21 protein-coding genes are annotated in these 19,224 nt (G+C 67.5%); 10 read left to right on the top strand and 11 right to left on the bottom strand.

Annotated elements, in window-relative coordinates:
• Positions 1-5 precede the first annotated feature (5 nt).
• Entirely contained in the window at positions 6-281 is a 276-nt protein-coding gene (locus ACZ6DT_RS39245; RefSeq protein WP_465604852.1) for a hypothetical protein, read from the bottom strand.
• Positions 278-481: a hypothetical protein gene (locus tag ACZ6DT_RS39240; RefSeq protein WP_465604849.1), complete on the bottom strand. Its 204-nt coding sequence runs from the start codon at positions 479-481 to the stop codon at positions 278-280. The genes ACZ6DT_RS39245 and ACZ6DT_RS39240 overlap by 4 nt, the downstream gene beginning before the upstream one ends.
• Before the next feature lie 197 nt (positions 482-678).
• On the opposite strand from ACZ6DT_RS39240, the gene ACZ6DT_RS39235 reads away from it, so the two are divergent.
• Together ACZ6DT_RS39235 and ACZ6DT_RS39230 are read left to right on the top strand one after the other, a co-directional pair.
• On the top strand, positions 679-1,536 hold the full coding sequence (locus tag ACZ6DT_RS39235; protein WP_465604847.1) for a P-loop nucleotide/nucleoside kinase family protein: 858 nt from the start codon (positions 679-681) through the stop codon (positions 1,534-1,536).
• A 32-nt stretch (positions 1,537-1,568) separates the two neighbouring features.
• Positions 1,569-2,498: an NAD(P)-dependent oxidoreductase gene (locus ACZ6DT_RS39230; RefSeq protein ID WP_465604845.1), complete on the top strand. Its 930-nt coding sequence runs from the start codon at positions 1,569-1,571 to the stop codon at positions 2,496-2,498.
• Positions 2,499-2,561: 63 nt separating this feature from the next.
• On the opposite strand, the gene ACZ6DT_RS39225 is transcribed toward ACZ6DT_RS39230, so the two are convergent.
• The 4 genes from ACZ6DT_RS39225 to ACZ6DT_RS39210 all read right to left on the bottom strand — a co-directional run bounded on the left by ACZ6DT_RS39225 (position 2,562) and on the right by ACZ6DT_RS39210 (position 5,554).
• Entirely contained in the window at positions 2,562-3,824 is a 1,263-nt protein-coding gene (locus tag ACZ6DT_RS39225) for a hypothetical protein (RefSeq protein ID WP_465604842.1), read from the bottom strand.
• A gap of 130 nt (positions 3,825-3,954) precedes the next feature.
• Positions 3,955-4,236 carry a hypothetical protein gene (locus tag ACZ6DT_RS39220; RefSeq protein ID WP_465604839.1) on the bottom strand — a complete coding sequence of 94 codons (282 nt, stop codon included), beginning with the start codon at positions 4,234-4,236 and terminating at the stop codon, positions 3,955-3,957.
• A gap of 92 nt (positions 4,237-4,328) precedes the next feature.
• A complete protein-coding gene (locus tag ACZ6DT_RS39215) occupies positions 4,329-4,730 on the bottom strand; it encodes a hypothetical protein (RefSeq protein WP_465604836.1) in 402 nt (133 codons plus the stop codon).
• Entirely contained in the window at positions 4,730-5,554 is an 825-nt protein-coding gene (locus ACZ6DT_RS39210) for a ParA family protein (RefSeq protein ID WP_465604834.1), read from the bottom strand. Before ACZ6DT_RS39210 ends, ACZ6DT_RS39215 begins: the two co-directional genes overlap by 1 nt.
• A gap of 368 nt (positions 5,555-5,922) precedes the next feature.
• Here ACZ6DT_RS39210 and ACZ6DT_RS39205 point away from each other — a divergent pair, with 368 nt between their 5' ends.
• The 3 genes from ACZ6DT_RS39205 (at position 5,923) to ACZ6DT_RS39195 (ending at position 9,870) form a co-directional block, all read left to right on the top strand.
• A complete protein-coding gene (locus tag ACZ6DT_RS39205) occupies positions 5,923-6,249 on the top strand; it encodes a hypothetical protein (protein WP_465604831.1) in 327 nt (108 codons plus the stop codon).
• A 1,007-nt stretch (positions 6,250-7,256) separates the two neighbouring features.
• The gene (locus tag ACZ6DT_RS39200) at positions 7,257-9,179 is read left to right on the top strand and encodes a helix-turn-helix domain-containing protein (protein WP_465604829.1); all 1,923 of its coding nucleotides are present in this window, start codon (positions 7,257-7,259) and stop codon (positions 9,177-9,179) included.
• 229 nt (positions 9,180-9,408) lie between these two features.
• On the top strand, positions 9,409-9,870 hold the full coding sequence (locus tag ACZ6DT_RS39195) for a RapZ C-terminal domain-containing protein (RefSeq protein ID WP_465604826.1): 462 nt from the start codon (positions 9,409-9,411) through the stop codon (positions 9,868-9,870).
• Here ACZ6DT_RS39195 and ACZ6DT_RS39190 read toward each other — a convergent pair.
• From ACZ6DT_RS39190 to ACZ6DT_RS39175, 4 genes are all read right to left on the bottom strand, one after another.
• On the bottom strand, positions 9,852-10,574 hold the full coding sequence (locus ACZ6DT_RS39190) for a hypothetical protein (RefSeq protein WP_465604823.1): 723 nt from the start codon (positions 10,572-10,574) through the stop codon (positions 9,852-9,854). The two genes, ACZ6DT_RS39195 and ACZ6DT_RS39190, sit on opposite strands and share 19 nt — an antisense overlap.
• Before the next feature lie 514 nt (positions 10,575-11,088).
• Positions 11,089-11,301: a hypothetical protein gene (locus ACZ6DT_RS39185; RefSeq protein ID WP_465604821.1), complete on the bottom strand. Its 213-nt coding sequence runs from the start codon at positions 11,299-11,301 to the stop codon at positions 11,089-11,091.
• A gap of 739 nt (positions 11,302-12,040) precedes the next feature.
• Entirely contained in the window at positions 12,041-12,496 is a 456-nt protein-coding gene (locus tag ACZ6DT_RS39180; protein WP_465604818.1) for a hypothetical protein, read from the bottom strand.
• Between the two features lie 166 nt (positions 12,497-12,662).
• Positions 12,663-13,577 carry an NUDIX hydrolase gene (locus ACZ6DT_RS39175; protein ID WP_465604815.1) on the bottom strand — a complete coding sequence of 305 codons (915 nt, stop codon included), beginning with the start codon at positions 13,575-13,577 and terminating at the stop codon, positions 12,663-12,665.
• Positions 13,578-14,145: 568 nt separating this feature from the next.
• Here ACZ6DT_RS39175 and ACZ6DT_RS39170 point away from each other — a divergent pair.
• From ACZ6DT_RS39170 to ACZ6DT_RS39150, 5 genes are all read left to right on the top strand, one after another.
• Complete coding sequence (locus ACZ6DT_RS39170) at positions 14,146-14,430, top strand: hypothetical protein (protein ID WP_465604812.1); 285 nt, start codon at positions 14,146-14,148, stop codon at positions 14,428-14,430.
• A 417-nt stretch (positions 14,431-14,847) separates the two neighbouring features.
• A complete protein-coding gene (locus tag ACZ6DT_RS39165) occupies positions 14,848-15,468 on the top strand; it encodes a hypothetical protein (RefSeq protein WP_465604809.1) in 621 nt (206 codons plus the stop codon).
• A gap of 109 nt (positions 15,469-15,577) precedes the next feature.
• Positions 15,578-16,030, top strand: coding sequence for a hypothetical protein (locus ACZ6DT_RS39160; RefSeq protein WP_465604806.1), 453 nt, complete (start codon positions 15,578-15,580; stop codon positions 16,028-16,030).
• 125 nt (positions 16,031-16,155) lie between these two features.
• Positions 16,156-16,527: a hypothetical protein gene (locus tag ACZ6DT_RS39155; RefSeq protein WP_465604804.1), complete on the top strand. Its 372-nt coding sequence runs from the start codon at positions 16,156-16,158 to the stop codon at positions 16,525-16,527.
• Positions 16,511-17,650 carry a hypothetical protein gene (locus ACZ6DT_RS39150; RefSeq protein ID WP_465604801.1) on the top strand — a complete coding sequence of 380 codons (1,140 nt, stop codon included), beginning with the start codon at positions 16,511-16,513 and terminating at the stop codon, positions 17,648-17,650. Before ACZ6DT_RS39155 ends, ACZ6DT_RS39150 begins: the two co-directional genes overlap by 17 nt.
• A 368-nt stretch (positions 17,651-18,018) precedes the next feature.
• Here the strand turns inward: ACZ6DT_RS39150 and ACZ6DT_RS39145 are convergent, their stop codons facing one another.
• A complete protein-coding gene (locus ACZ6DT_RS39145) occupies positions 18,019-19,140 on the bottom strand; it encodes a hypothetical protein (RefSeq protein ID WP_465604799.1) in 1,122 nt (373 codons plus the stop codon).
• Positions 19,141-19,224: the final 84 nt, after the last annotated feature.

The raw sequence follows: 19,224 nt of genomic DNA, 5'->3' as shown, positions 1-19,224 counted from the left end.
CCTCCTTAGTCAAGTGGTCGGGTAGCGATGGCATTCGCTGCCCGACCGCGTCCGATTTCTGCCGCGAAGATCAGTTCGGCGGCACTGTCCACAGTAGGCCGCCGGTCTGACAAACTTTCACCGTTACGGGCCTCCTGCCAGCGCGAATCGGTGTAGACCCGAGTCAGGCCGAACCGCCCTGACTGTCGGACCGTCCAGCCTCGCGCTGCTGCCCGCACGTCGTCGTCACCGTGAAGACGCTGGTCAACCGTGTCGATGACGCTCTGGATCCGGGCGATCACTTGCTGGCCTCCTTGGCGCTCGTGCCGACCTCACCCAAGAAGCCGAGGACGCTCTGGCCGACCGGCGTGAGCGCCATGAGGACCAGGGAGATGACCGTGAAGATCACGGCCGGACCTGATCCGCCTCGCAGCTTCACGCTCACGACCGCCGCGAACGCGAACGCTCCCGCCAGCAGGTACATCACCGTCTCGATCGTCATCGCACTCTCCCCCGTCTCGGCCACCAACACTTGCTGTATCACAGCGTAGCAATATGAATCAGTGCTTCACAACCCCATCTGGCCAGAATTTGTCAACTGAGGTGCGCTTTTGTCATGCCACTCGGTGTAACAGTGTCCTAGACTGATTCAGGTTGCTACGCTGTGATACAGCATTTCGGCGAGATGAGGAGAGCACCGTGACCGACCCCGGAGGACTGCAGCGCGGAACCGGCATCCTCGAGATCGCCCGGACGTTCAGGACCGACATCGAGTCCGGCCGGTACCGGCACCAGGAGAAGCTGCCGACGCAGCGCGTCCTGGCCGAACAGTTCGGGACGTCGAACGCGACCATCAGCCGCGCGCTCGACGCGCTCGCCGAGGAAGGCCTGGTCATCGCCCGTCCCCGCGTCGGCGTGTTCGTCAACTACCCCGGCCCCGACCACGCGGAGGACAACGGCCACCGTCGGCACGTGCGCCCAACCTGGGTCGCCGTCGGCGGGTACGCCGGATCCGGCAAGACCGAAGTCGGCCGGATCATCGCCCGCCTGACCGGCTGGGGAATGTTCGACAAAGACACCTCGACCAGGCCCGTCGTCGAGGCGATGCTGAGCTCACTGGACAAGTCCCCGCACGATCGGGAATCCGAGACCTACCTCACGCAGGTCCGGCCCGCCGAATACGAGGCACTGCGCAACCTCGTCCTCGAGAACATCTCCTGCGGGAACTCGGCGATCATGACCGCGCCGTTCACCCGCGAACTCACCGATCCCGTGTGGTGCCACCGCACCCAGGCCGACGCCGACGCCCACGAGGCCAGGCTGCGCGTGATCTGGGTCCGCACCGACGCCGACAGCATGAAGCTCTACCTCAAGCGCCGTGACGCCGCCCGCGACGTCACCAAGCTCGCGAACTGGGAGCGATACCTCGACGGCGTCGATCTCCAGTACACCCCGGCCATGCCGCACGCGATCCTCGACAACAGTGTCCAGGACCCGCCCCTGCAGCGGCAGGTCGAGGACCTCCTGGAACGGTGGGGCGTGAACGTCCGCCGATAGGCCGGCGGGCCCCGTCGAAGGAGATCTCCACCGTGCGCATCCTCGTCAGCAGCGAACCCGACGACGAGGTCGGCGCCGACCTGCTCAGCCAGCTGCCCGACGTCGACGTCGTCCGCTACGACCCCACCGCGGCCGAACTCGACGACGACCAGCGCGGCGCGGACGTCCTGATCCCGCCCTACCGCGGCAGCCACCGGCCGATCCGCCTGCTCAGCCAGCTGCCGAAGCTAAGCTACGTGCAGCTGCTCACCGCAGGCGCCGACGAATGGTCCGGCGACGTCCCCGCCGAGAAACTCCTGGTCAACGCCCGTGGAGCCGTCGCCGGACCCGTCTCCGAATGGGTCCTCTCCGCGATCCTCGCGCTCTACCGGCAATGGCCGGCGCTCACCCGCTACCAGGACACCAGGACCTGGGCTCACCGTCGAGTCGCGGCCGACACCCTTGTCGGGAAGCGCGTCCTGATCGTCGGGGCCGGGGCGATCGGCTGGGCCGTCGCCCGCCGGATGCCCGCCTTCGACGCCACGACCACCCTGGTCGCCAGCACCGCCCGCGCTGGCGTCCATGGCCCCGACGAGCTCCCCGCGCTCATCGGTGACCACGACATCGTCGTGCTCACGCTGCCGCTCACCTCGGCCACAACCCGGCTCGTCGACAAGACCTTCTTCGCCGCCATGCGCGACGACGCCGTCCTGGTCAACGCCAGCCGCGGCGGCATCGTCGACACCGACGCCCTGGTCAGCGAACTGCAGACCGAGCGGATCCGCGCCGCGCTCGACGTCACCGACCCCGAACCACTCCCCCGCGACCACCCGCTTTGGACCAGCCCCGGCGTCATCATCAGCCCGCACATGTCCCGGACCGTGCCCGGAACCAACGCGCTCTGCTACCAGGTCGCCGCCGAGCAGATCCGCCAGCACCTCGACGGCCGCATCCCGACCAACATCGTCACCGAACGACGCTGACCAGGACCCGAACACGGAAGAGGCCCCCACGCACTCGCGTGGGGGCCTCTTCCAGCAGTTTGCTTACCGAGCCCGGCTCAGCGTCGGGACGAACTCCTCGACCTCGCCCAGCTCGCCGATCACGAGCTTCACCTCACCCGAGGCGATCACCTTCATCAAGTCCCGGACGTCGTTCGCGACCGGCTTCGGCAGCCCGAGGCGCGACGACAGCTGACTACCGGCCGGGACACCACCGCCGTCAGCCATGATCGACGCCGTGAGGGTCCCGGCCGCCAGGCCCTCGAAGCCCCTCAGCGCGTGCGGCAGCAGCGCAAGCGTCTTCTCATCCAGCACGATCGCCTTACGGCTGTCCCGCTCCTCCTGTAGTCGCTCGGTCTCGGCCGTGAGCGCCTGGACCGCGGCCGCGTGCTCGTCGAGTTGCCGCTGCAGCGCCGCCTCACGCTCCCGCTGAGCCTCGATCTCCGCCTTCGCGGTCTCGAAGTCGCTGACCAGCTTTTCGTGCGTCTCCAGGTCATCGGTGAGCTTCAGCAGCGTCGCCGACAGCTGGTTGGTGATGTGGTTGTACGCCCACACCAGCATCCCGATCATCACCGACGGGATCGCCGCCTTCGCGGCCGCCATCTCCTCGCCGTTCACGAGATGCGTACCCGAGTTCAGGGCCAGCGAACCCAGCAGAATCGCCGCCTCCTGCAGATACCGCGACGCCTTCCAGCCCTTGACCAGTTCCTTCCGCTGGTGCATCCCCGCCCTGGCCGTCGTGGCCGAAGTCAGCATCAACAGCACCAGCGTCCCGCCCAGGGCCACATCGAGCCCGTACGAGATCCAGAACAGCGGATCGGTGAAATCGTTCGCCGGAACGAGCTGCTGCTGAACGTTGATCCCGTTCCAGATCAGCAAGACGACGATCCCCGCAATGATCGCCCGCTTGCCCGTGACCAGGAGCTTCGCCGTCTCCCCGAGCTGCGCCGCGTTACTGGTCAGCTGCTCGGCCTTGTCGCCGGCGCGCTGCTTCCAGCGACGGATCGACGCCTCTTCGTTCCGCCGCCGATCCTCCTCGGCATCGTCCCGAACCTTGAGCGCACGAAGCCGCCGCAGCTCGGTGTCCCGCGCCGCGACCTCCGCCTCCCCTTCCCTGACCTCCTGAGCCAGTTTCAGCTCGCGCAGACGCCGACCCGCTGCGATCTTCGCGTCGATCTCGGCGTCCGACAGCGCCTCGAACAGCGCGTCGCTCCGCTGGTCACGCAGCCGCTGCTCGGCGGCCGCGACACGGTCGGCAAGCGGGACGAAAGACTGTTCGGCCTGCTGAGGAGCTCGTCGAAGTCGCATCCAGTGGCGACCGCCCGCTTGCGTGTTTCCGCTGGTAACCAAGGGCCTATCATCAGTTACGGACATGTGGAGCACCCTTCATTCTGTCCATCGCTCCGGGTTCGGTGTGCCTGCACCGGCCCGGAGCACTTCACTTTGACTTCCGTGGACGCGCTGGCACGAGCTTGTAAACCCACGTATCCGTCACGCCCCATGCGCTGACCAGCTCATTCGTCGGCACATTGGCGGCACGGGACTCGACGATCGCCCGCGGTGTCTCGCGCCGGACGATCTCGTCCAGGAGCTTGCCCAGACGTCGCATGCGCGCGATCGCTTGCCAGGACGGCTCTCCCGGTTCGGGAGTCGCCAAGCGCTCGATCAGCGCTTGCTCAGCCCTCTTGGCCACCCCATCGCCGGTTGTCGTCTCAGCCATCAATCCTCCATCTAACCTGACTCAGGTTATATTCTCGTCAGGTTCCGTGCAACCGGTTTCACGAGTCGTATGGACGTCTAGACGTGAACACGTCAATCTGGCTTTGCCTGGTCAGAGCCAGGAAAGTCGACTCCGCGATCGGCCAGGTAGTCCTCGAGCGCGGCCGCGACAACGTCTTGGATGTCGACCTCGACGTCCGCCGCATACTTCTTCACCGACCTACGAAGACCGCGGGTCATCTTGCAGTTGAACGAGACCAGGTCGTTGTCGGACACCGGGCCTCGTGCGATCACCCGTCGGGCATTGCGGGTGATTGGCGGCGGCGGCATTCCCTTGCTGCGTCGCCGACGCGACACAGCGGGTTTCTTCTCCTCGCGCTTTTCTTCCTGGTCAGCCGGAACCTCCGGCTCCTCAACCTTCTCGGCCTTCTCGTCCGGCGGTACGAACAGGTCCTCCTCGCCGAGCTTGGACTCGCGCCGCGGCAACAGGGTCATCAGATCGTCAGCTCCTCGTCCACAACCCAGTGCGCGACGATCCGGCGGAAGCTGAGCGCAAGCACGCGGAGCCGCGCTTCGCGAGACTCATCAAGGCCCTTGCCTGACGACAGCGTCGTCTTGATCGAATTCCACAGTGGAATTTTGTCCTGGTCCCACACGGGTGCGACTCTGAACTTGTCCCTCATCGTCTGCAGCCAGTGTTCTTCGATGTTCGTTGCGCGCCACTTGCTGATAAGCACTCCTGACCAGGACAGATTCGCGTTGTAGTACTCCTTCGCGAGCTTCACTGTCTTGGCGAGTTCGGCGAGGCCGTCAGCGGACCACTCGTCCGCTTCAGCAACGGCGAAGACCTCGTCGGCCGCCGCGAGCGCGTTCATGAGCAGAATGCCCAGCGCTGGCGCGTTGTCGATGAGAATCAGGTCGTACTTCCCCAGTACCGGCGCCAGCGCCGCCCTGAGCCGGTGCTCACGACCATGATCCGAGGCGCTGATCAGCTTCTCCGCCTTCGTCAGCGGAGTCACTTTCGCCGGCGCGAGGTCCACGCCTGGCCAGATCGTGTCGATGATGACCTCGTCGATGGGAACCGGCTCATCGTCCTCGGGCAGGATCGCATCCGCGATCGTCAACTGCTTTGGCTTGAGCGCATCGACAGCGAGCGACGTGGTGGTATTGCCCTGTGGGTCGAAGTCCACGACCAGAACCCGCAGTCCGCGCACACACGCAGCCCGCGCGAGATTGATGATGGTGGTCGTCTTGCCGACGCCGCCCTTCTGCATCGCCGCAGCGACAACCCGAGCACGCGTCAGTGTGCGTCTCGTCATCGACGAATCCCTTCCCCTGCGTTTGCTCGCCTGCACGTCGACGCGCTGACCAGCCGGAGCGTGTGCACGCGCGCACAGCATGGCGCATACGCGTTAATACGCCAAGACGCAAGGCCGTATCGGCGTGAACACGCTTTAGTCCAAGCACGTCCAAACGCATCACCGCGCATACGTCATGACGCGTAGACGTGAACACGACTATCTGGCTGATGCAGGTCAAAGCACATTTGGATCAGGGGTTGCGGCTTAGCGATCATTCAATATAACCTGACTCAGGTTGGAAAATTGAGTAAGCGGTGCCCCGGAGTCGTGCTGTGAACACAACTCCGAGGCGTGAACGTCCACCCCTACCTGAATCGAGGACGCTCGTGAGCAGTATCGCCCCTGACCAGGATCTTCGTCCGCGCACCGCGCGGAATCTGTGTATCGAAAGCCTGCCGAACGGACTTGCGTTCGTCGGTCTCGCCGCCGCCGGCACCGCGACGGGGCAGTGGTGGGTCTACCTACTCGCCCTTATCCCTGCGTCGCTCATCGGTCGGCACGTGTACCGCACGCTGCGGGTCGAGCGCTTCTACGCCATGAGCTGCTGGCTGGTCGCGGAAGCGCGTTGGCGTAGGAGCCAGGCCGCTGTAGAGGGCGACCTTCCGCGAACGCTGACCGCGGCTGACCGCGCTGGTGTCGAACCGCGCCCCTGATCATCCGCGAAACGTGCCCTGACCAGCTGAATTTGCCACGGGGCGAAGCTCTACTCCGAAGGAGCCACCTGACATGTTCTCGATCAAGTCCCACCCCTCGACTCCCAACGATGACGACGCCGTCGGCTGGACCGAGGTGAAGAAGATCCTCGGGAAGTGAAGACGTCTTCCAGACGACGGAGCGGGCCGGAGATTTCCGGCCCGCTCCGTCGTTGAGCTGCCTGTCTTTGATGGCCCATCGACGCGTAGACGTGTACACGTCAATCTGGCTGACGCAGGTCAGGTCATATGCGCACGCATCCCGGCTGACCTGCGCAGACGTTCCTGAGGGCCAGACTCGAAAGCATCACGCGTGTCTCAGTGACTTTTTCCCGAAAACGCTCGGCGCCGCACGGCGCGCCTCCCCGCCTTCACCCTTGTTTGGTTACAAAATGCCTCGCATGGCAGCAAGATCAGGACGACGTCATCGGACGATTCGCGGGGAAGCAACTCCCGTTCGCGTGGCGAAGACTCTCTTGGAACAGGTCGACGCGGAAGCTGAAGCGCGGCAAATGTCGTGCAGTGCCATGACCGACCGTGTCATCGAACTCGGACTGAAAGCACTACGCGCTGAGGCACGACGCGCTGCGCGTACGGCCACCGCTAACGCTTCCTCGGCTCAGGAGGCCCTGATGGCCATCTAACGAAGCGAGGCGGTTCCGCTACCCACGGAACCGCCTCGATCAACGTTGAGGGCGATCCGCCACAGATCGCCGTTTGCGCTGGTCAGCCGTTGTCGGGCACCACCCCAACTAGCTGAACAGCAAGCCCGGTTCACCACCGGGTTAGTCCCAACACGGACCTAAGGGCTCTTGCATGCCCTTCCACGAAAGGAGGCCTTTCGCTTGCCCAGGATAAGTCCTGGGTCCCGAACGCACCAGCAGCAGGCTGGTGTGTTGTTCGACGGACCTTGTGTTACCTGTCATGTTTCTCCGGGCCGACGTCGTCTGACCAGGCTTTTCGCGACTGTGTGCGGGCCCTGTTGGGCTGCTCACGGTGGAAAGCCGGACGCGGGGGAGATCGCCGCGGCGCCGGCGTTCACCGCTCCGTTGCGCTACCCGAAGGGCCAGCGCGGGTATCTCGCCGCCCTCAAGCGGGCCGAGTGGGTCGAGGACATCCGTGTCGACGGCCGGAACCACCTGCTCGCGATCGCCCGCGTACTCGCGCTTGCGGCGGATTGGGACACCCTGGAGACGTGGCCGGGCTGGGACACCCTGTGCCGCCGGACCGGGTTGTCGGAGACGACGATCGGGCGGTGGCTGCAGGAGTTGAAGGTCCGCGGCTGGATCGTCGTGGTTGAGACCGGCTCCACGCCCCTGACCAGGCCGATGGCCCTCCGCAGCGTCGTACTCCCGAATGGAACCGAGTCCTTCGCCGAGGGCAACCGGCGCGCGGTCTACGCGCTGCGGATCCCGCTCTCGCCGGACGAGGCGATCGCCTGGGCCGCGCAGACCCTCGCGGCCGAAGCCGCTGAGGCAGCCGCTCGTGCCGCTGAAGCCGACGTCGCGCGTCGACGAGCGCGCGCCGTGGAGAAGGCCCGTGGTCTGCGGCTCAAGGCCCTCAGCACTGCCTTCGACGGCGAGCGTCGCCTCATCGAGGACAAGCTGCAGGCCTTGATCGAGCAGTACGGCCTCGACGAGACCGAGCTCGACGACCCGGAGATCGAAGCCGCCCAGCAGCGCCGCGACGACGCCCTGGCCCATATCGAGCAGTCGCAGTTCGATGCCTTCCTGCAGCGTCGGGACATCCAGCAGCTCGCCCAGACCTTCCACGACCGGCTCAACGACCCGGAATCCGGCGCTGACCAGGCAGAAACTGTTTCACTTGGGGAAGAAAAGGGGTGGCCTACTTGCAACTTTCCCGAAGGGAAAGTTGCGATAGAGGGTGGTTTCGCGCGCGAGGGTCTCGCTGTGGATGACTGCGGAAATCCGCTCGGCAATCGTTGGGAGGGAAACGATCAACAGAGCGCCCTCCGGGCGCGCCCAGACCAGAGGGAGGGCCTGAACTGGGCATCTACGGTCCCGACCACGTCGTTTCAGATGCTGTGTGCGGTGGCCTGGTTGCAGGAGAGGCTGCCGGTTTTCGCCCGGTTGACGCGATTCGCCGTCCGCGCCCTGTGTAGGCCGTTATACGGCGCTGGGTGGTCGAACCTCGACATCGTCCACGCGATGGACCACCTGCCGGGCGCGTTCGGCGTGCGCAGCGAGAAGCCGATCGGCCGAGCCCCGGAAGCCGTGCTCGGGGACGTCGTTCCTGGTCAGGCCCGGACGTGGCGGTTCTACGCCGCGGCGACGAACTGGATCACCGCCAGGCTCGACGCCTGGCGGGACGCCGACGGCCGGATCCTGCGCGGCTACTACCAGGACCGCGGCCGCCAGGCCGCCATCCGCAAAGCCGTCGCCCGCCGCCACGGCCGCGCCGGCGTCCAGCTCCTGCAGCACGGCGGACTGACCGCCGACGCCCAGCTCACCGCCGACACCGTCGCCGAGTTCGGCCGCAAGGTCGCCGCCCAGCTCCGCCGCGACGAGGCACTCAACCGGCCCGCCGCGCCCCGCACAGCGACGGCGGCCGCGAGCGAGCACACCCGCGACCAGGCACGCAAGCACTTCGAGATGACCGCAGCGGAACGACGCGCCCGTGCCGCCGCCCAACGACACGAGCAGATCCTCGCCAGCCACAGCGACCACCTCAAGCAAGCCCGCGCCGAACTCGCGGCCGCGACCGGCACGCCGTCGACGACAGCGGTCGACCCGCAGCTGCTCGCCGAGCGCGACGCACTCACCCGCCGCGAGAAGTACGAGCAAGCCCGCGCCAAAGCCGACGGATATCCGCGCACCGGAAGCAGCAGCTACCAGAGCACACGTCGTATTCGCCGTCGCCGTTCCCGCTGAAACAGAAAGGTTCAGGGGAAGGCCACTGCGTTCCTGCGTGAGCACCGCTGGGCGGTGCGGGGCAGCTGGACCTATCACCAGGAGTTCGACGACTTCCGTGCCACCGCGTACGCGGTGCTGTAGTCCGCTTCTCGATCGGTGTCAGCCTGGGCACCGTTTCCCGTTTCCCATCACCACAGAGCACGGGGAACGCCTGTCCCACAACGGTTCTAGGCCCGATCGTGGAGTCATGGCAACGGATTCGAGCGGCACTCACCACCACGGCGCCGAACCTCAGCTCCGGATCGTGTCCTTCGGATTCGGACACGCTCCCGCACCGGCCGCCGACGTCGTCCTGGACCTGCGCGAATGGTTCCGCGACCCGCACGTCTCGCCGGAGCTTCGCCAGCTGACCGGCCGCGACCCGCAGGTGATCGCGGCCGTCCTCAGAACGCCGGGCGTCGGCCTGTTCCTCGATCGAATATTCGCCGCAGTCGCCGCGCTCGTTGACCTCGGGATCGGCACGGTCACCGTTGCGGCGGGCTGTGTCGGAGGCCGTCACCGTAGTGCCGTAATAGCTGCTCAGCTCTGCTATCGAGCCCGCTCGACCGGGTGGACGGCCGAGGTCCACCACCGCGACGTCGACAAGCCGGTGCTCACCGGGCGCCGTCCGACCCGCGCGGCCGACTCGGCTCAGGTGGTCGGCAAATGAGCGCCGACGTCGGCGAGCGCGTCGAGGGTTTCCCGGTCGACACGGCCGCGCGCGGTGTCGGCCTCGGCGACGACGATCGCGGTCCGGTCCGGACGGGCGTGGTAGTGCAGGCCAGTCATCTTCACCCCGGAGATGCCGAGGACCGCGGCGACGTCGAGCGGCCGGACGTCGCCACTGCCGTGCACGTCCTCCACGCGCTTGAACGCGGCCGCGTCCTTCGTCGTCTTGAACCCGACGCGCACCACGCTGACGACTGCGGCGTTGCCCTGGCCGTCGCCGACGGCGAGCAGCATCCGCTCCATCGACGTGCACGGCGTCCGGACCAGGAAGTCCCGCACCCGGTCCGTGGCCGCCGCGACGCAGTTCGTTCCGCGCTCGACCTCCCGCCGCAGCTTCTTGAGCCGAAGACGGCTCAGCGCCTCATCGGTCCGGCCGCGCTTCGCGGACTCGCGTCCTTCCGCGCGCCGGGTCTTCATCGACCGGCCCGGTAGCGAATCCGCCACACCGCCGGTGTTGCCCGCCAGCGCTTCCGATGCCGCACCGGCACCGGCCTGACTCGAGGCGCCGCCGAACGCGCCGAGGCCCGCCGCTCCCCCGCCGCCGGCGATCACCACCGCCGCGGCGACGGCCGCCGCCGCAGGCCCCGCCTTGCTTTTGATCAGGACCTTCTGGCCGTTCTTGAGCGTCACCCATCGTTCCGCCACCCTGCGAATCCCCTCGCTGTCGGACCGAAACCACGTCTTCACCGCGACGTGGTGTAGCCGACCATTCACGCACAGGCCCCCTCGGAGGGTTGCCCGCCGAACGGGCGAACCCCCGAGCGAGCGTCAACGCGGTCGACAGGGAGTGATCAGCTCAAACAGGGGTGCCTCGGTAGTGCCGGAACGGTCGCGGTAGGGGCAAGATCAACGCGCGATTAGGTCAAGTGCCCAGTGACTGAACGGCAATAGGGTCGCATCTACCCGTTTTGGCGAGTGGTCTGCTACTCAAAAAGGTTACCCCTGGAGGCCCCTGACCAGGAGCTATGCTGTACTTTGCGTCACGCATTCCGTCAGTATCTACGGGGGGCACTTTTATTTTCTGGCCGTTTATGTCCATAATGACGACCGTTCCTGATTACCCAGATGGGTAAAGTGACGGGAACGTTGGCAGTGACGGTCGTTGTGGTGGTAGGCCGGTGGGCCGACCCAGATGTGCAAGATCTGGGCCGACCCGCGATCAGGCGAAGAGCCGGATCACCGCGTCCACCGCCTGAGCGACGGCGACCACGACCTGCGCGAAGGTGACTACACGCCGGGCCTTCTTGGCCCGGCGTTCTTCGCCCTGGAGTTCGTTGCCCTCCTCGGCCGGAATTGGCTTCGAGGGCTCAGTCGCCCCGTCGCCGTCTTCCCGCTCCGGAAGGCAACAGTCTTCGTCGTGCGGATCGGGCATGGAGTTCTCCAATCTCGGACGGTGCACTCGACCATCCGGCCGAGACTGGTCGAGCCAGCCCGTCAGGGGGAGAACTTCCGAAGCCGGTCGATCCTCGAACGAGGACGGAACTCCGGGAAGCTGAACCGATAGCACGGCCCCGCTTGCGATTAGCGACGGTACGTAAGAAACAGCCGGAACGGAAATCTTCCAGCGAGTGACCTGGATCACAACGAGGGTGGAAACCCTGCGAAAAACGGGTGTTTCCGCAGTTCAGGGCCGTTACCTTGTTGTGTCCTGCGCGAGATAGTCCAGGGATAGTGACGATAGTGTTATCGAAAACCAAGGGCTGACTTGTCGGCTAACTCGAATCTGGCGGGCATCATATCCGCGTTGTCCAGGCGGACCTTCTGGACCTTTGTGCACCAACTCAGAACCACCGCGGTCGTCACGCTTCACCGCCGACGACGGTCCCGTCAGTAGAAGTCGCGAGGCTGTGGCTTGGTGCGCTGACCACGAGGGATCGAGTCCTGCCCAAGGTCGGTCGCCGCGGCCACGACGATCAGAGCGGGCTTTCGCGGCAGCTGCAGCGTCCAGGACCGCGCGGACCCGAGAGGAGTGCCTCGGCGTCGCCGACCAGATCCTGCTGCTTATCCTCGCCACCCCAGACCGCGATGTGGACGACGCCATCGCGGAGGCGATCCCCAGTGCCGACCGGCGCGGATGAGCGTCGCGGCCGCTGGTCCGCGCTCGGCAGCTTCTACGCACGGGGGTCGACCAGTTTCAGGTCGAAGGCCTGATCGCCCCGGTCCTCCAGGGATGCGAGGACGACCTGGGCGACGGCGTCCGGCAGCGAGACCGACAGCTCGGCGGTCAGGAGGCCGTCGTTCGGCACGCCCCAGCGGCGGCCGGGCATCGAGGCCTCCCCCGCGGGCACCCGGCGCCAGCGCCGCCCGGACCATCCCCGCTGGTCCAGCTCCCGCTGCACGTAGAAGGCCACCAACGCGGACCGGGTGTCGAAGTACTCACCGGCCTTCCGCCGGCGACGACGTTCTTCGTGGAGCTCGGCCAGCGCCGCCCGCCGCTCGGCAGGCCCGAGCCGCTGCGCGGCCTCCCCCGCCTCGCGCCACCAGTCCCCCGCCTGCTCGGCGTGCAGCTCCGCCAGGGCGTCGAGCCGCTCGCGGCTGGACTGGCTGATGACGATCTCGAACTTCACCCGCCACTCCCCCTTCCAGGCCGCCGTCGGCCGCGATCGAGACCGATTCTATCTAGCCAGATAGAAGCCGCCGACGACGCGAGCCCGGTCGCCGGTTTTCAGCCGGGACCGGGCCACTTCCTCTTTCCTGGTCGGAAAAACGGTCGACCCACGTCGAAACGCCCCGTCAGACGATCGCGGCCTGCAGGGCACGCTGGTGGTCCGGCCACATCGTCGGCATCACGTCGTACACCAGGTCGTCGACGTCGTGCCAGGCCCCGCCCGCGCTGGGGTCCAGCGGGGCCGGGGACGCGGGCAGCACCACGTGCAGCGTGTAGGTGGCCGTCCACGCGTGCAGGGTGTGCGGCGACGACACCGGCCGGATGGCGCGCACGATCCGGACCGTCGCGTCGGCCGGGATCTCGACCCCGGTCTCCTCGAACAGCTTCCGCGCGCCTGCCGCGATCAGGCCGTCGACGGTCAGCGCCCGGTCCCCCGCCCGCCACTGCGCCGACGACCGGCCGAAGTCCGCCGGGATGCTGTACCCGCCGGGCAGGGACGGGATCACGCCGACGTCGGTGGTACGGGTGGTCAGCAGGACCCGCCCCGACCGGGCGGTCACCACGACGTCGACGACCGCGGTCTCGCCGTACCAGTGGCCGTAGCCGAGGCCGGTCGGCAGGCCGATCCGGGGATCGGCGAGCAGCTGGCCGTGGTGCGGGTGCAGCGGGCGGCCGTGCTGGTCCAGCACCCAGCCGCGCGACCGGCAGTAGTCCTGCAGCCCGCCGACGAGCTGGACCGGCGAGGCGAGCGCCGTCGCGAACTCTGGATCCATCGTGTTCTCGTCGACGCCGGCGCGGTTTGGGTGCCCTGTCGCGTCGTGTCCGGCCGGGACGACCGCCCGGTCGGCGTCGTCGCCCGGTACGTAGTCGGGGCTGGTGACCAGCAGGCGGGGGCCGTAACCGGGTTGCACGGTCTCGGTGACGTACTGCGCGATCTCGCCGAGCGTCTTGGCCGGGTAGCGGTGGTCCCCGAAACCGGGCCCCCAGCAGTCGGAATCGGGGACGAGCCGCGCGTCGAGGTCGAGTGTCGAAGTGGTCATGTCCTCATGATCGGCACATCGTGGCCGGTACCCCAGGACAAAAACATGCCAGTAGCTCGCCAAAAACATGACAGCCGCGCGACGACGTAGGGATCGGTGGGTTCGGTTGGCATGGTGGGCGAGTCGGGGCAGGAGCCGGGACTGGCTGGTCTCTTTCGTGGCGGCTACGGCAAACCCAGCACGGCAGGGACAGGCCACTCCGGCGCATCCGGCCAGGTGAACCGGCGAAAAGCGTGCCGGTCCACCCGTCCGGACGACCTCCGGACCTGCCCCTGCCGTGCTCGCCCTTCGGGGTACGCCGCAACGAAAGAGACCAGCCAGGAGCCCCGGCTCCTGCCCCGACTCGCGTGGAAGAACCGGCCGCTGACGCGTCCGGTGCGGGCCAGCCCGCACCCGCCGGGGCTCCGCCGCCGGACCCCGACACCGCTGCGGAAAGAGGGGGAAATGCCACGGCAAAGGATCATGTTACCCCACGAAAAGGTGGGCTAGACCTGGAGGAATGCATTGACAATTAAGTGTTAAATCAGGTAGACTGGTGGTACACCAGGAGAGAGCGGGAGGGAACATCATGGAGATGGCGGACCAGATGGTCGCGGCGATCGAGGAAACCGAGGAGCAGGCCAAGGCCAGCATCCGGAAGTACCTGCCGAAGGGCATGGAGGAGCACCTGCTCGGCGACCAGGGCGACCGCGAGATCATGTCCATCCTGCGCGAGGGCGCCCCGAGCGTGGCCGACACCCGCCTCCGGGACGCCCTGGCCCGCTTCGAGGCCGCCGGCGCCGTGACCGAGGACTTCCGCGCCGGCCTCCTGTTCGCCATCCGGATGTTCGCCGACCCCGAGTACGACTACTGACAAGCAGGTGGCCGCCTGCCCCTCCGGGGGTACGGCGGCGACCGACCCGGCAAACCATCGAGTGAAGGAGTCGAAAGATGAACGGCTGCCAGTGTCCGAGCGGTGAACACGCCACGTGCGACCACCCGGATTGCGACTGTGCCCACGGGTGGAAGTGAAGGGCGAACGAAATCGGCTGCCTGTCCAGATCCGGACGGGCAGCCGTTTTCGTTTGGAAGGTCGGCCGGTTCGCCGCGCGGGCGCGTCGAACCGGCGGCGATGGGTCACGCCGCGCGGGACGCCGGTGGAAAGCTCGAATCAAGGCTCGGACCTGCGAAAATGTGTTGACAATTAAGTGTTAAAACAGGTAGACTCGTGGCGTGCCGAGAAAGAGGGAGGTCGCAAGATGAGGAACCCCGAAGCCCATTGCGAGCCACGATGAGCACCGCGGCCGCGACCAAGGCCCGGATCCTCGAGGCGCTGGGCGGGATCTGGCAGGAGATCCAGCAGCGAAACCCCGAGGTCCCGCCCGCCGAGTTCGTCTGGTCGACCGGGCGCCGGCGGAAGTCCTTGGCGCTGCACCTGCACACCGGCGACTGGTCCGGCGAGCTGGCGGTCGCCGACGAGCAGGCAGCCGCGGGACCGAAGTCGCTGGTCGCGGCGCTGGCGCACGAGGCCGTGCACGGACTCGCCGACGTGCGCGGGATCAGCGACACCAGCAACAACGGCCGGTACCACAACCTGCGGTTCAAGAAGCTGGCCGAGGAGTTCGGACACACCGTGGGGGAGGACGTCCCCGTGTGGGGCTGGTCGGAGACGACACTGCCGCCCGACGTCTTCGAGGCCTACGCCGACAGCAAGCCCGGTCGCGAGCTCGCGGAAGCCCTGGCCGGGTTCACCGCCGAGCCGACCAGGAGCCCGTCGACGAACCTGCCCGTCGCCGTGTGTGGCTGCGCCGGCGCGGCCGCGCGACCGATCCGCGTTTCTCCCGCGAAACTGGTGCTCGGCCCAATCACCTGCGGTGTCTGTGGCCAGGCCTACGCCCTGCGCGACAGCTGAACCCCGGATGCCGCATCGACGATTCCCTTTTCTGGCATCCGAAGCGGCCGGATACCCACTATCGTCAAGCTAGCTTGACACCTCCATGCCGTCAAGCTAGCTTGACGGCATGGAGGAACGTGCAGAACTCAACGACGATGGCCTGCTGACTGCCGATGCGGACCTGAAGAAGATCACGCGGGACGGCGGCGAACGCGAGTTGATCGCGCTATGGAACACGTTCTGGCAACGCCGGATGTGGCAGCAGACGTTGCAGAACCCCGACGCCAGCGACTTCATGCGAGAACGCAGCCGCGCGCGGCTCGTCGAGCTCGCACCGGTCACCCCGATCCACGCCCTGGCTGTCAACGCGCGGCTGATCGAGAAGCTCACCGACGCCCGCTGGATCGTGATGCGGGACGGGCGCGAAGCAGGCGAAAGCTGGTCGAGCATCGGTGGCGCGCTGGGAATGAGCAAGCAGGGCGCGCAGGACTGGTACAAGCGCGCCATCGAGCGCCAGGAGGAACACATCCCCGATCTTCACGACGGCGCCCGCGCCCGCGCCGCGCTCGACGAAGGCTAATCAGGAAGGTGACGACGGAGACGGAGACGGAGACGGAAACGTCGGTGACCACCGGTATCCTGACCGGCTTTTCGTTGCACCACACCAACGACCGGGCCCGACCGGGCTCGACGAGGAGGGACGCCATGCTCGAGACGACCGGGGACTACGCCGTGTTGCATCCGGACGGCCGCCTGACCTGGGGCACGTTCGACGGCCAGGCCGCGTGTGAGGCGATCCGTGCTGAGATCCCAGGTCCGTCCTCGCAGGGCATGGGACGGCTTCGCGCGTGGTTCGTCGACAACTTCACCGGCCTGGCCCGGAATCCGCTCGCGGACCGGGTGCTGACCGCTGTCGGCTACGAGCACCCGACCGGATGGGCCGGGCCGGTGGCCATCACGATGGAGGAAGACCACACACACGGTGCCGCCGCTGCTGCCCGAGGTCCGGGAGATGCTGGACGACCTGGCCCGGCAGCACACACCGAGGGGCTGACGGACCGTGTCCTTGACCAGTGAGCTTGCGACCCCGACCAGTGCGCTGGCCGAGTGGTGCGGGCGTGTGTTCGCCGGGACACCGGTGGTGGCCGAACAGGTCGCGGCTGCGGCCCGGGACGTCCGCCCGGTCCGGCCGAAGGGCGGGCAGGTCTCGCCCCGGCACTGGGCGGAGATCGGCGGGGCGTTCGGGCAGCGCCTGGCGGACCTGGTGCAGGCCGCGCCGCCGTACTACGCGCTGCTGGGCATGGTCCGCGCGAGGTGGGCGAGCTGGTCGTGGGCGCACGATCAGGCCGGGCGGTACCCGAGCCACCAGGGGCTCGACCCGCAGTACCGGGCGCGGGCACTCGACATTCGGCCCGCGACGACGACGTGGCTGGACCTTGGCGGACCAGCCGATCCAGGCCTTCCGGCCGACACGGCCGCCGAAGCCGCATGGGCGGACCTGCTCGACCGGGGCCGCGCCTATCTCGCCCGCCACGCGCCAGTCGGGACGCTCGGCGAACCGGGCGCCGAAGCCGGTCTTGCACGGCTGTGCTGGCTGATGTCCGCGTGCGAGGACGTCTACCGCAGCGGCCTGATCGACGACCGTCTGGCGAGGGTCTTCGACGGCGGCCGCCCGACCACCGAGGCGTTGCGCGGCCTGGTCGACGAGCACCAGGTGACGGAGCTGGTCGAGCTCGCCGGGCAGCTGCACGCGCGCGGGGCCCTGTGGGAGCTGAGGAAACTCGCCGGGAACCCGGCCGCCGGCGAGCCGCTCGGCCTGGCGGCGCCGACGATCGTTCCGCAGTGGGCCGACGCCGACCTGCTGCTCGGCGCGACCGACCCGGACACCGAGACCGGCGCGGGCGACACGACGCTGCTCGACGTGAAGACCGTGATCAACGTGCGCGACCCCGAGAAGGTCGGGCGCTGGCTGCACCAGATCCTGCTGTACGCGTGGCTCGATACCGCTGACGTCTACCGCGTGCGCCACGTCGGTCTCCTGCTCGCCCGCCACGGTGTCATCGTCACCTGGCCCGTCGACGAGCTCGGCGACCGCCTGCTCGGCCGCCGCGACGTCGGCGAGAACGCCCGCGACGCGGCCCGCACGATCGCCGGAAACATCATCACCAGCCACGGCCTGCCATGGCCGATCTTCACCTGACACTGACTTTTCCGCTGGTCCACGCCGCGCGGCGTGAGTAGTCCTACGCGGGGTCGCCGTAGTATCCGGGACATTTTGGGCGAATATGGCTTGACCAGCGGTGATTGATCCTTCTCGGATTGCTGGCGAGGTGTTGTGGCGTGGGGTCACCCGGTCCGGGCCTGGACGGGGATGACGTGCGGTGCAGGCGCGATCGGCTTTCCAGGTCAGGAAATTACGCTCGAGCTGGTCAAGGTGGAGAATCTTCGGTGGCCGCCCGCGGTGAGGCTGATCTGGCGTGACGGGCGTCTCCGCACCCAGCAAGCCGAGTGGTTGATTCCATTGCGGAATGTGTCCGAGGCATGAGGTTGGCCCGCGCGGGCTAGCGGTCAGTTTCTGGTCACGATGGCCTCGGCGATCCCGGCGTAGACGCCGGGGTCACCGATCCGGTGCGGCGCTGGCGGACAGGCTGGGGTGCCTGTGGCTGGTGGCACGACGATGGCGATCTCCACGGTCGCGGTCGCTGGCGGCAGGGGAAGGTTCACGCGCTGGGAGTCCCCGACCGGCACGGTGTAGTACCGGCTGGCCAGTGCCACACCACCGGCGTCGCGCGCGGTGACGGTGTAGGTGATCGCATACCCGGGCAGCGAATCGATCCGTCCCTGGTCGCGGGGTCCGCGATGGACGGGGCCGACCAGTCCGGTGAACCGGGTGAAGCCGCGGCCCTGCACCGTCCAGGGAAGACGTCGCTCGCTGTCGCAGGTGGCGTGAACGACCAGGGTGTCCGACGGGCGGGCCTGCCCGATCCAGTGATTGTGCTCAGGCGGTGCGGGCTGCATGTCCCGGGCGCCGGTGAACGGCAACGCCGCGAGCAACGACGACGCCGGCGGTTGCTCGGCGGAGGGACTGCTCACGCCGGGTCCCGCAGTCACCGGGGCAGGTTCGGTCCGGCGGCTCAGCCAGAGAACGGCGATCACGGCGAGCAGCACGACAACGAGGGCGGCGGTGAACCGCCGCCCTCGTCGCAGGCGCGTGATCACCACACTCACCGGGATCAACGGTCCCGCACTCGCCGGAACCAGACTCGCGAGCCGCTCGTGCCGGCGGCCGTGTTCATTCGCCATCTCCTCGATCGCCGGTGCGCCGACCTGGGCCGGCGAGGCGGCCGGCGCGAGGATCAACGCGGTTTCAGTGTTGACGCCGCTGCTCACCGTTGTCGCTGAGGTGCTTTCGCGTAGCTCGGCGGTCTTCTTGTTGATGAGCAGCCACTGCTCCCGCCACCATCCCAGATCGCCCCTGCAGCGCTCGACGAACGCCTGGGTGGTTTCCCAGCTGGGGAGGGCTTCGCCGCTCGCGGCCTTGCAGAACGTGCTGTGGTGCAGCGTCGTCCTGAGCGCCATGGCCCGGTAGCTCAGCCTCCGGCAGGTCTTCAAGTCTTTCAGCGCCTTGCCGAACTCGCGGATCAGCTGCCGTAGTTCTGTGGCGGCATCGGATGCGGTCTGTTCGGACATCAGCTGTCTCCAGTGTTGATTCCGGGGATCCGCCGAAAATGCTGTTGATCAGCCCGGAAAGGTGTTGCCGGATCGGCGTTGATG

It is taken from the genome of Amycolatopsis sp. NPDC041971, assembly GCF_055588925.1.
The sequence above is the reverse complement of the archived record's forward strand: the minus strand, read 5'-3'. Positions and strand labels throughout refer to the sequence as shown.

Bases quoted from the DNA above. Each gene is read 5' to 3' on its own strand.
- ACZ6DT_RS39215 (WP_465604836.1), bottom strand. From the start codon at position 4,730: ATGACCCTGTTGCCGCGGCGCGAGTCCAAGCTCGGCGAGGAGGACCTG.
- ACZ6DT_RS39165 (WP_465604809.1), top strand. From the start codon at position 14,848: ATGAGCACCGCGGCCGCGACCAAGGCCCGGATCCTCGAGGCGCTGGGC.
- ACZ6DT_RS39160 (WP_465604806.1), top strand. From the start codon at position 15,578: ATGGAGGAACGTGCAGAACTCAACGACGATGGCCTGCTGACTGCCGAT.
- ACZ6DT_RS39185 (WP_465604821.1), bottom strand. From the start codon at position 11,301: ATGCCCGATCCGCACGACGAAGACTGTTGCCTTCCGGAGCGGGAAGAC.
- ACZ6DT_RS39175 (WP_465604815.1), bottom strand. From the start codon at position 13,577: ATGACCACTTCGACACTCGACCTCGACGCGCGGCTCGTCCCCGATTCC.
- ACZ6DT_RS39170 (WP_465604812.1), top strand. From the start codon at position 14,146: ATGGAGATGGCGGACCAGATGGTCGCGGCGATCGAGGAAACCGAGGAG.
- ACZ6DT_RS39220 (WP_465604839.1), bottom strand. From the start codon at position 4,236: ATGGCTGAGACGACAACCGGCGATGGGGTGGCCAAGAGGGCTGAGCAA.
- ACZ6DT_RS39195 (WP_465604826.1), top strand. From the start codon at position 9,409: ATGGCAACGGATTCGAGCGGCACTCACCACCACGGCGCCGAACCTCAG.
- ACZ6DT_RS39225 (WP_465604842.1), bottom strand. From the start codon at position 3,824: ATGCGACTTCGACGAGCTCCTCAGCAGGCCGAACAGTCTTTCGTCCCG.
- ACZ6DT_RS39240 (WP_465604849.1), bottom strand. From the start codon at position 481: ATGACGATCGAGACGGTGATGTACCTGCTGGCGGGAGCGTTCGCGTTC.
- ACZ6DT_RS39155 (WP_465604804.1), top strand. From the start codon at position 16,156: ATGCTCGAGACGACCGGGGACTACGCCGTGTTGCATCCGGACGGCCGC.
- ACZ6DT_RS39145 (WP_465604799.1), bottom strand. From the start codon at position 19,140: ATGTCCGAACAGACCGCATCCGATGCCGCCACAGAACTACGGCAGCTG.
- ACZ6DT_RS39210 (WP_465604834.1), bottom strand. From the start codon at position 5,554: ATGACGAGACGCACACTGACGCGTGCTCGGGTTGTCGCTGCGGCGATG.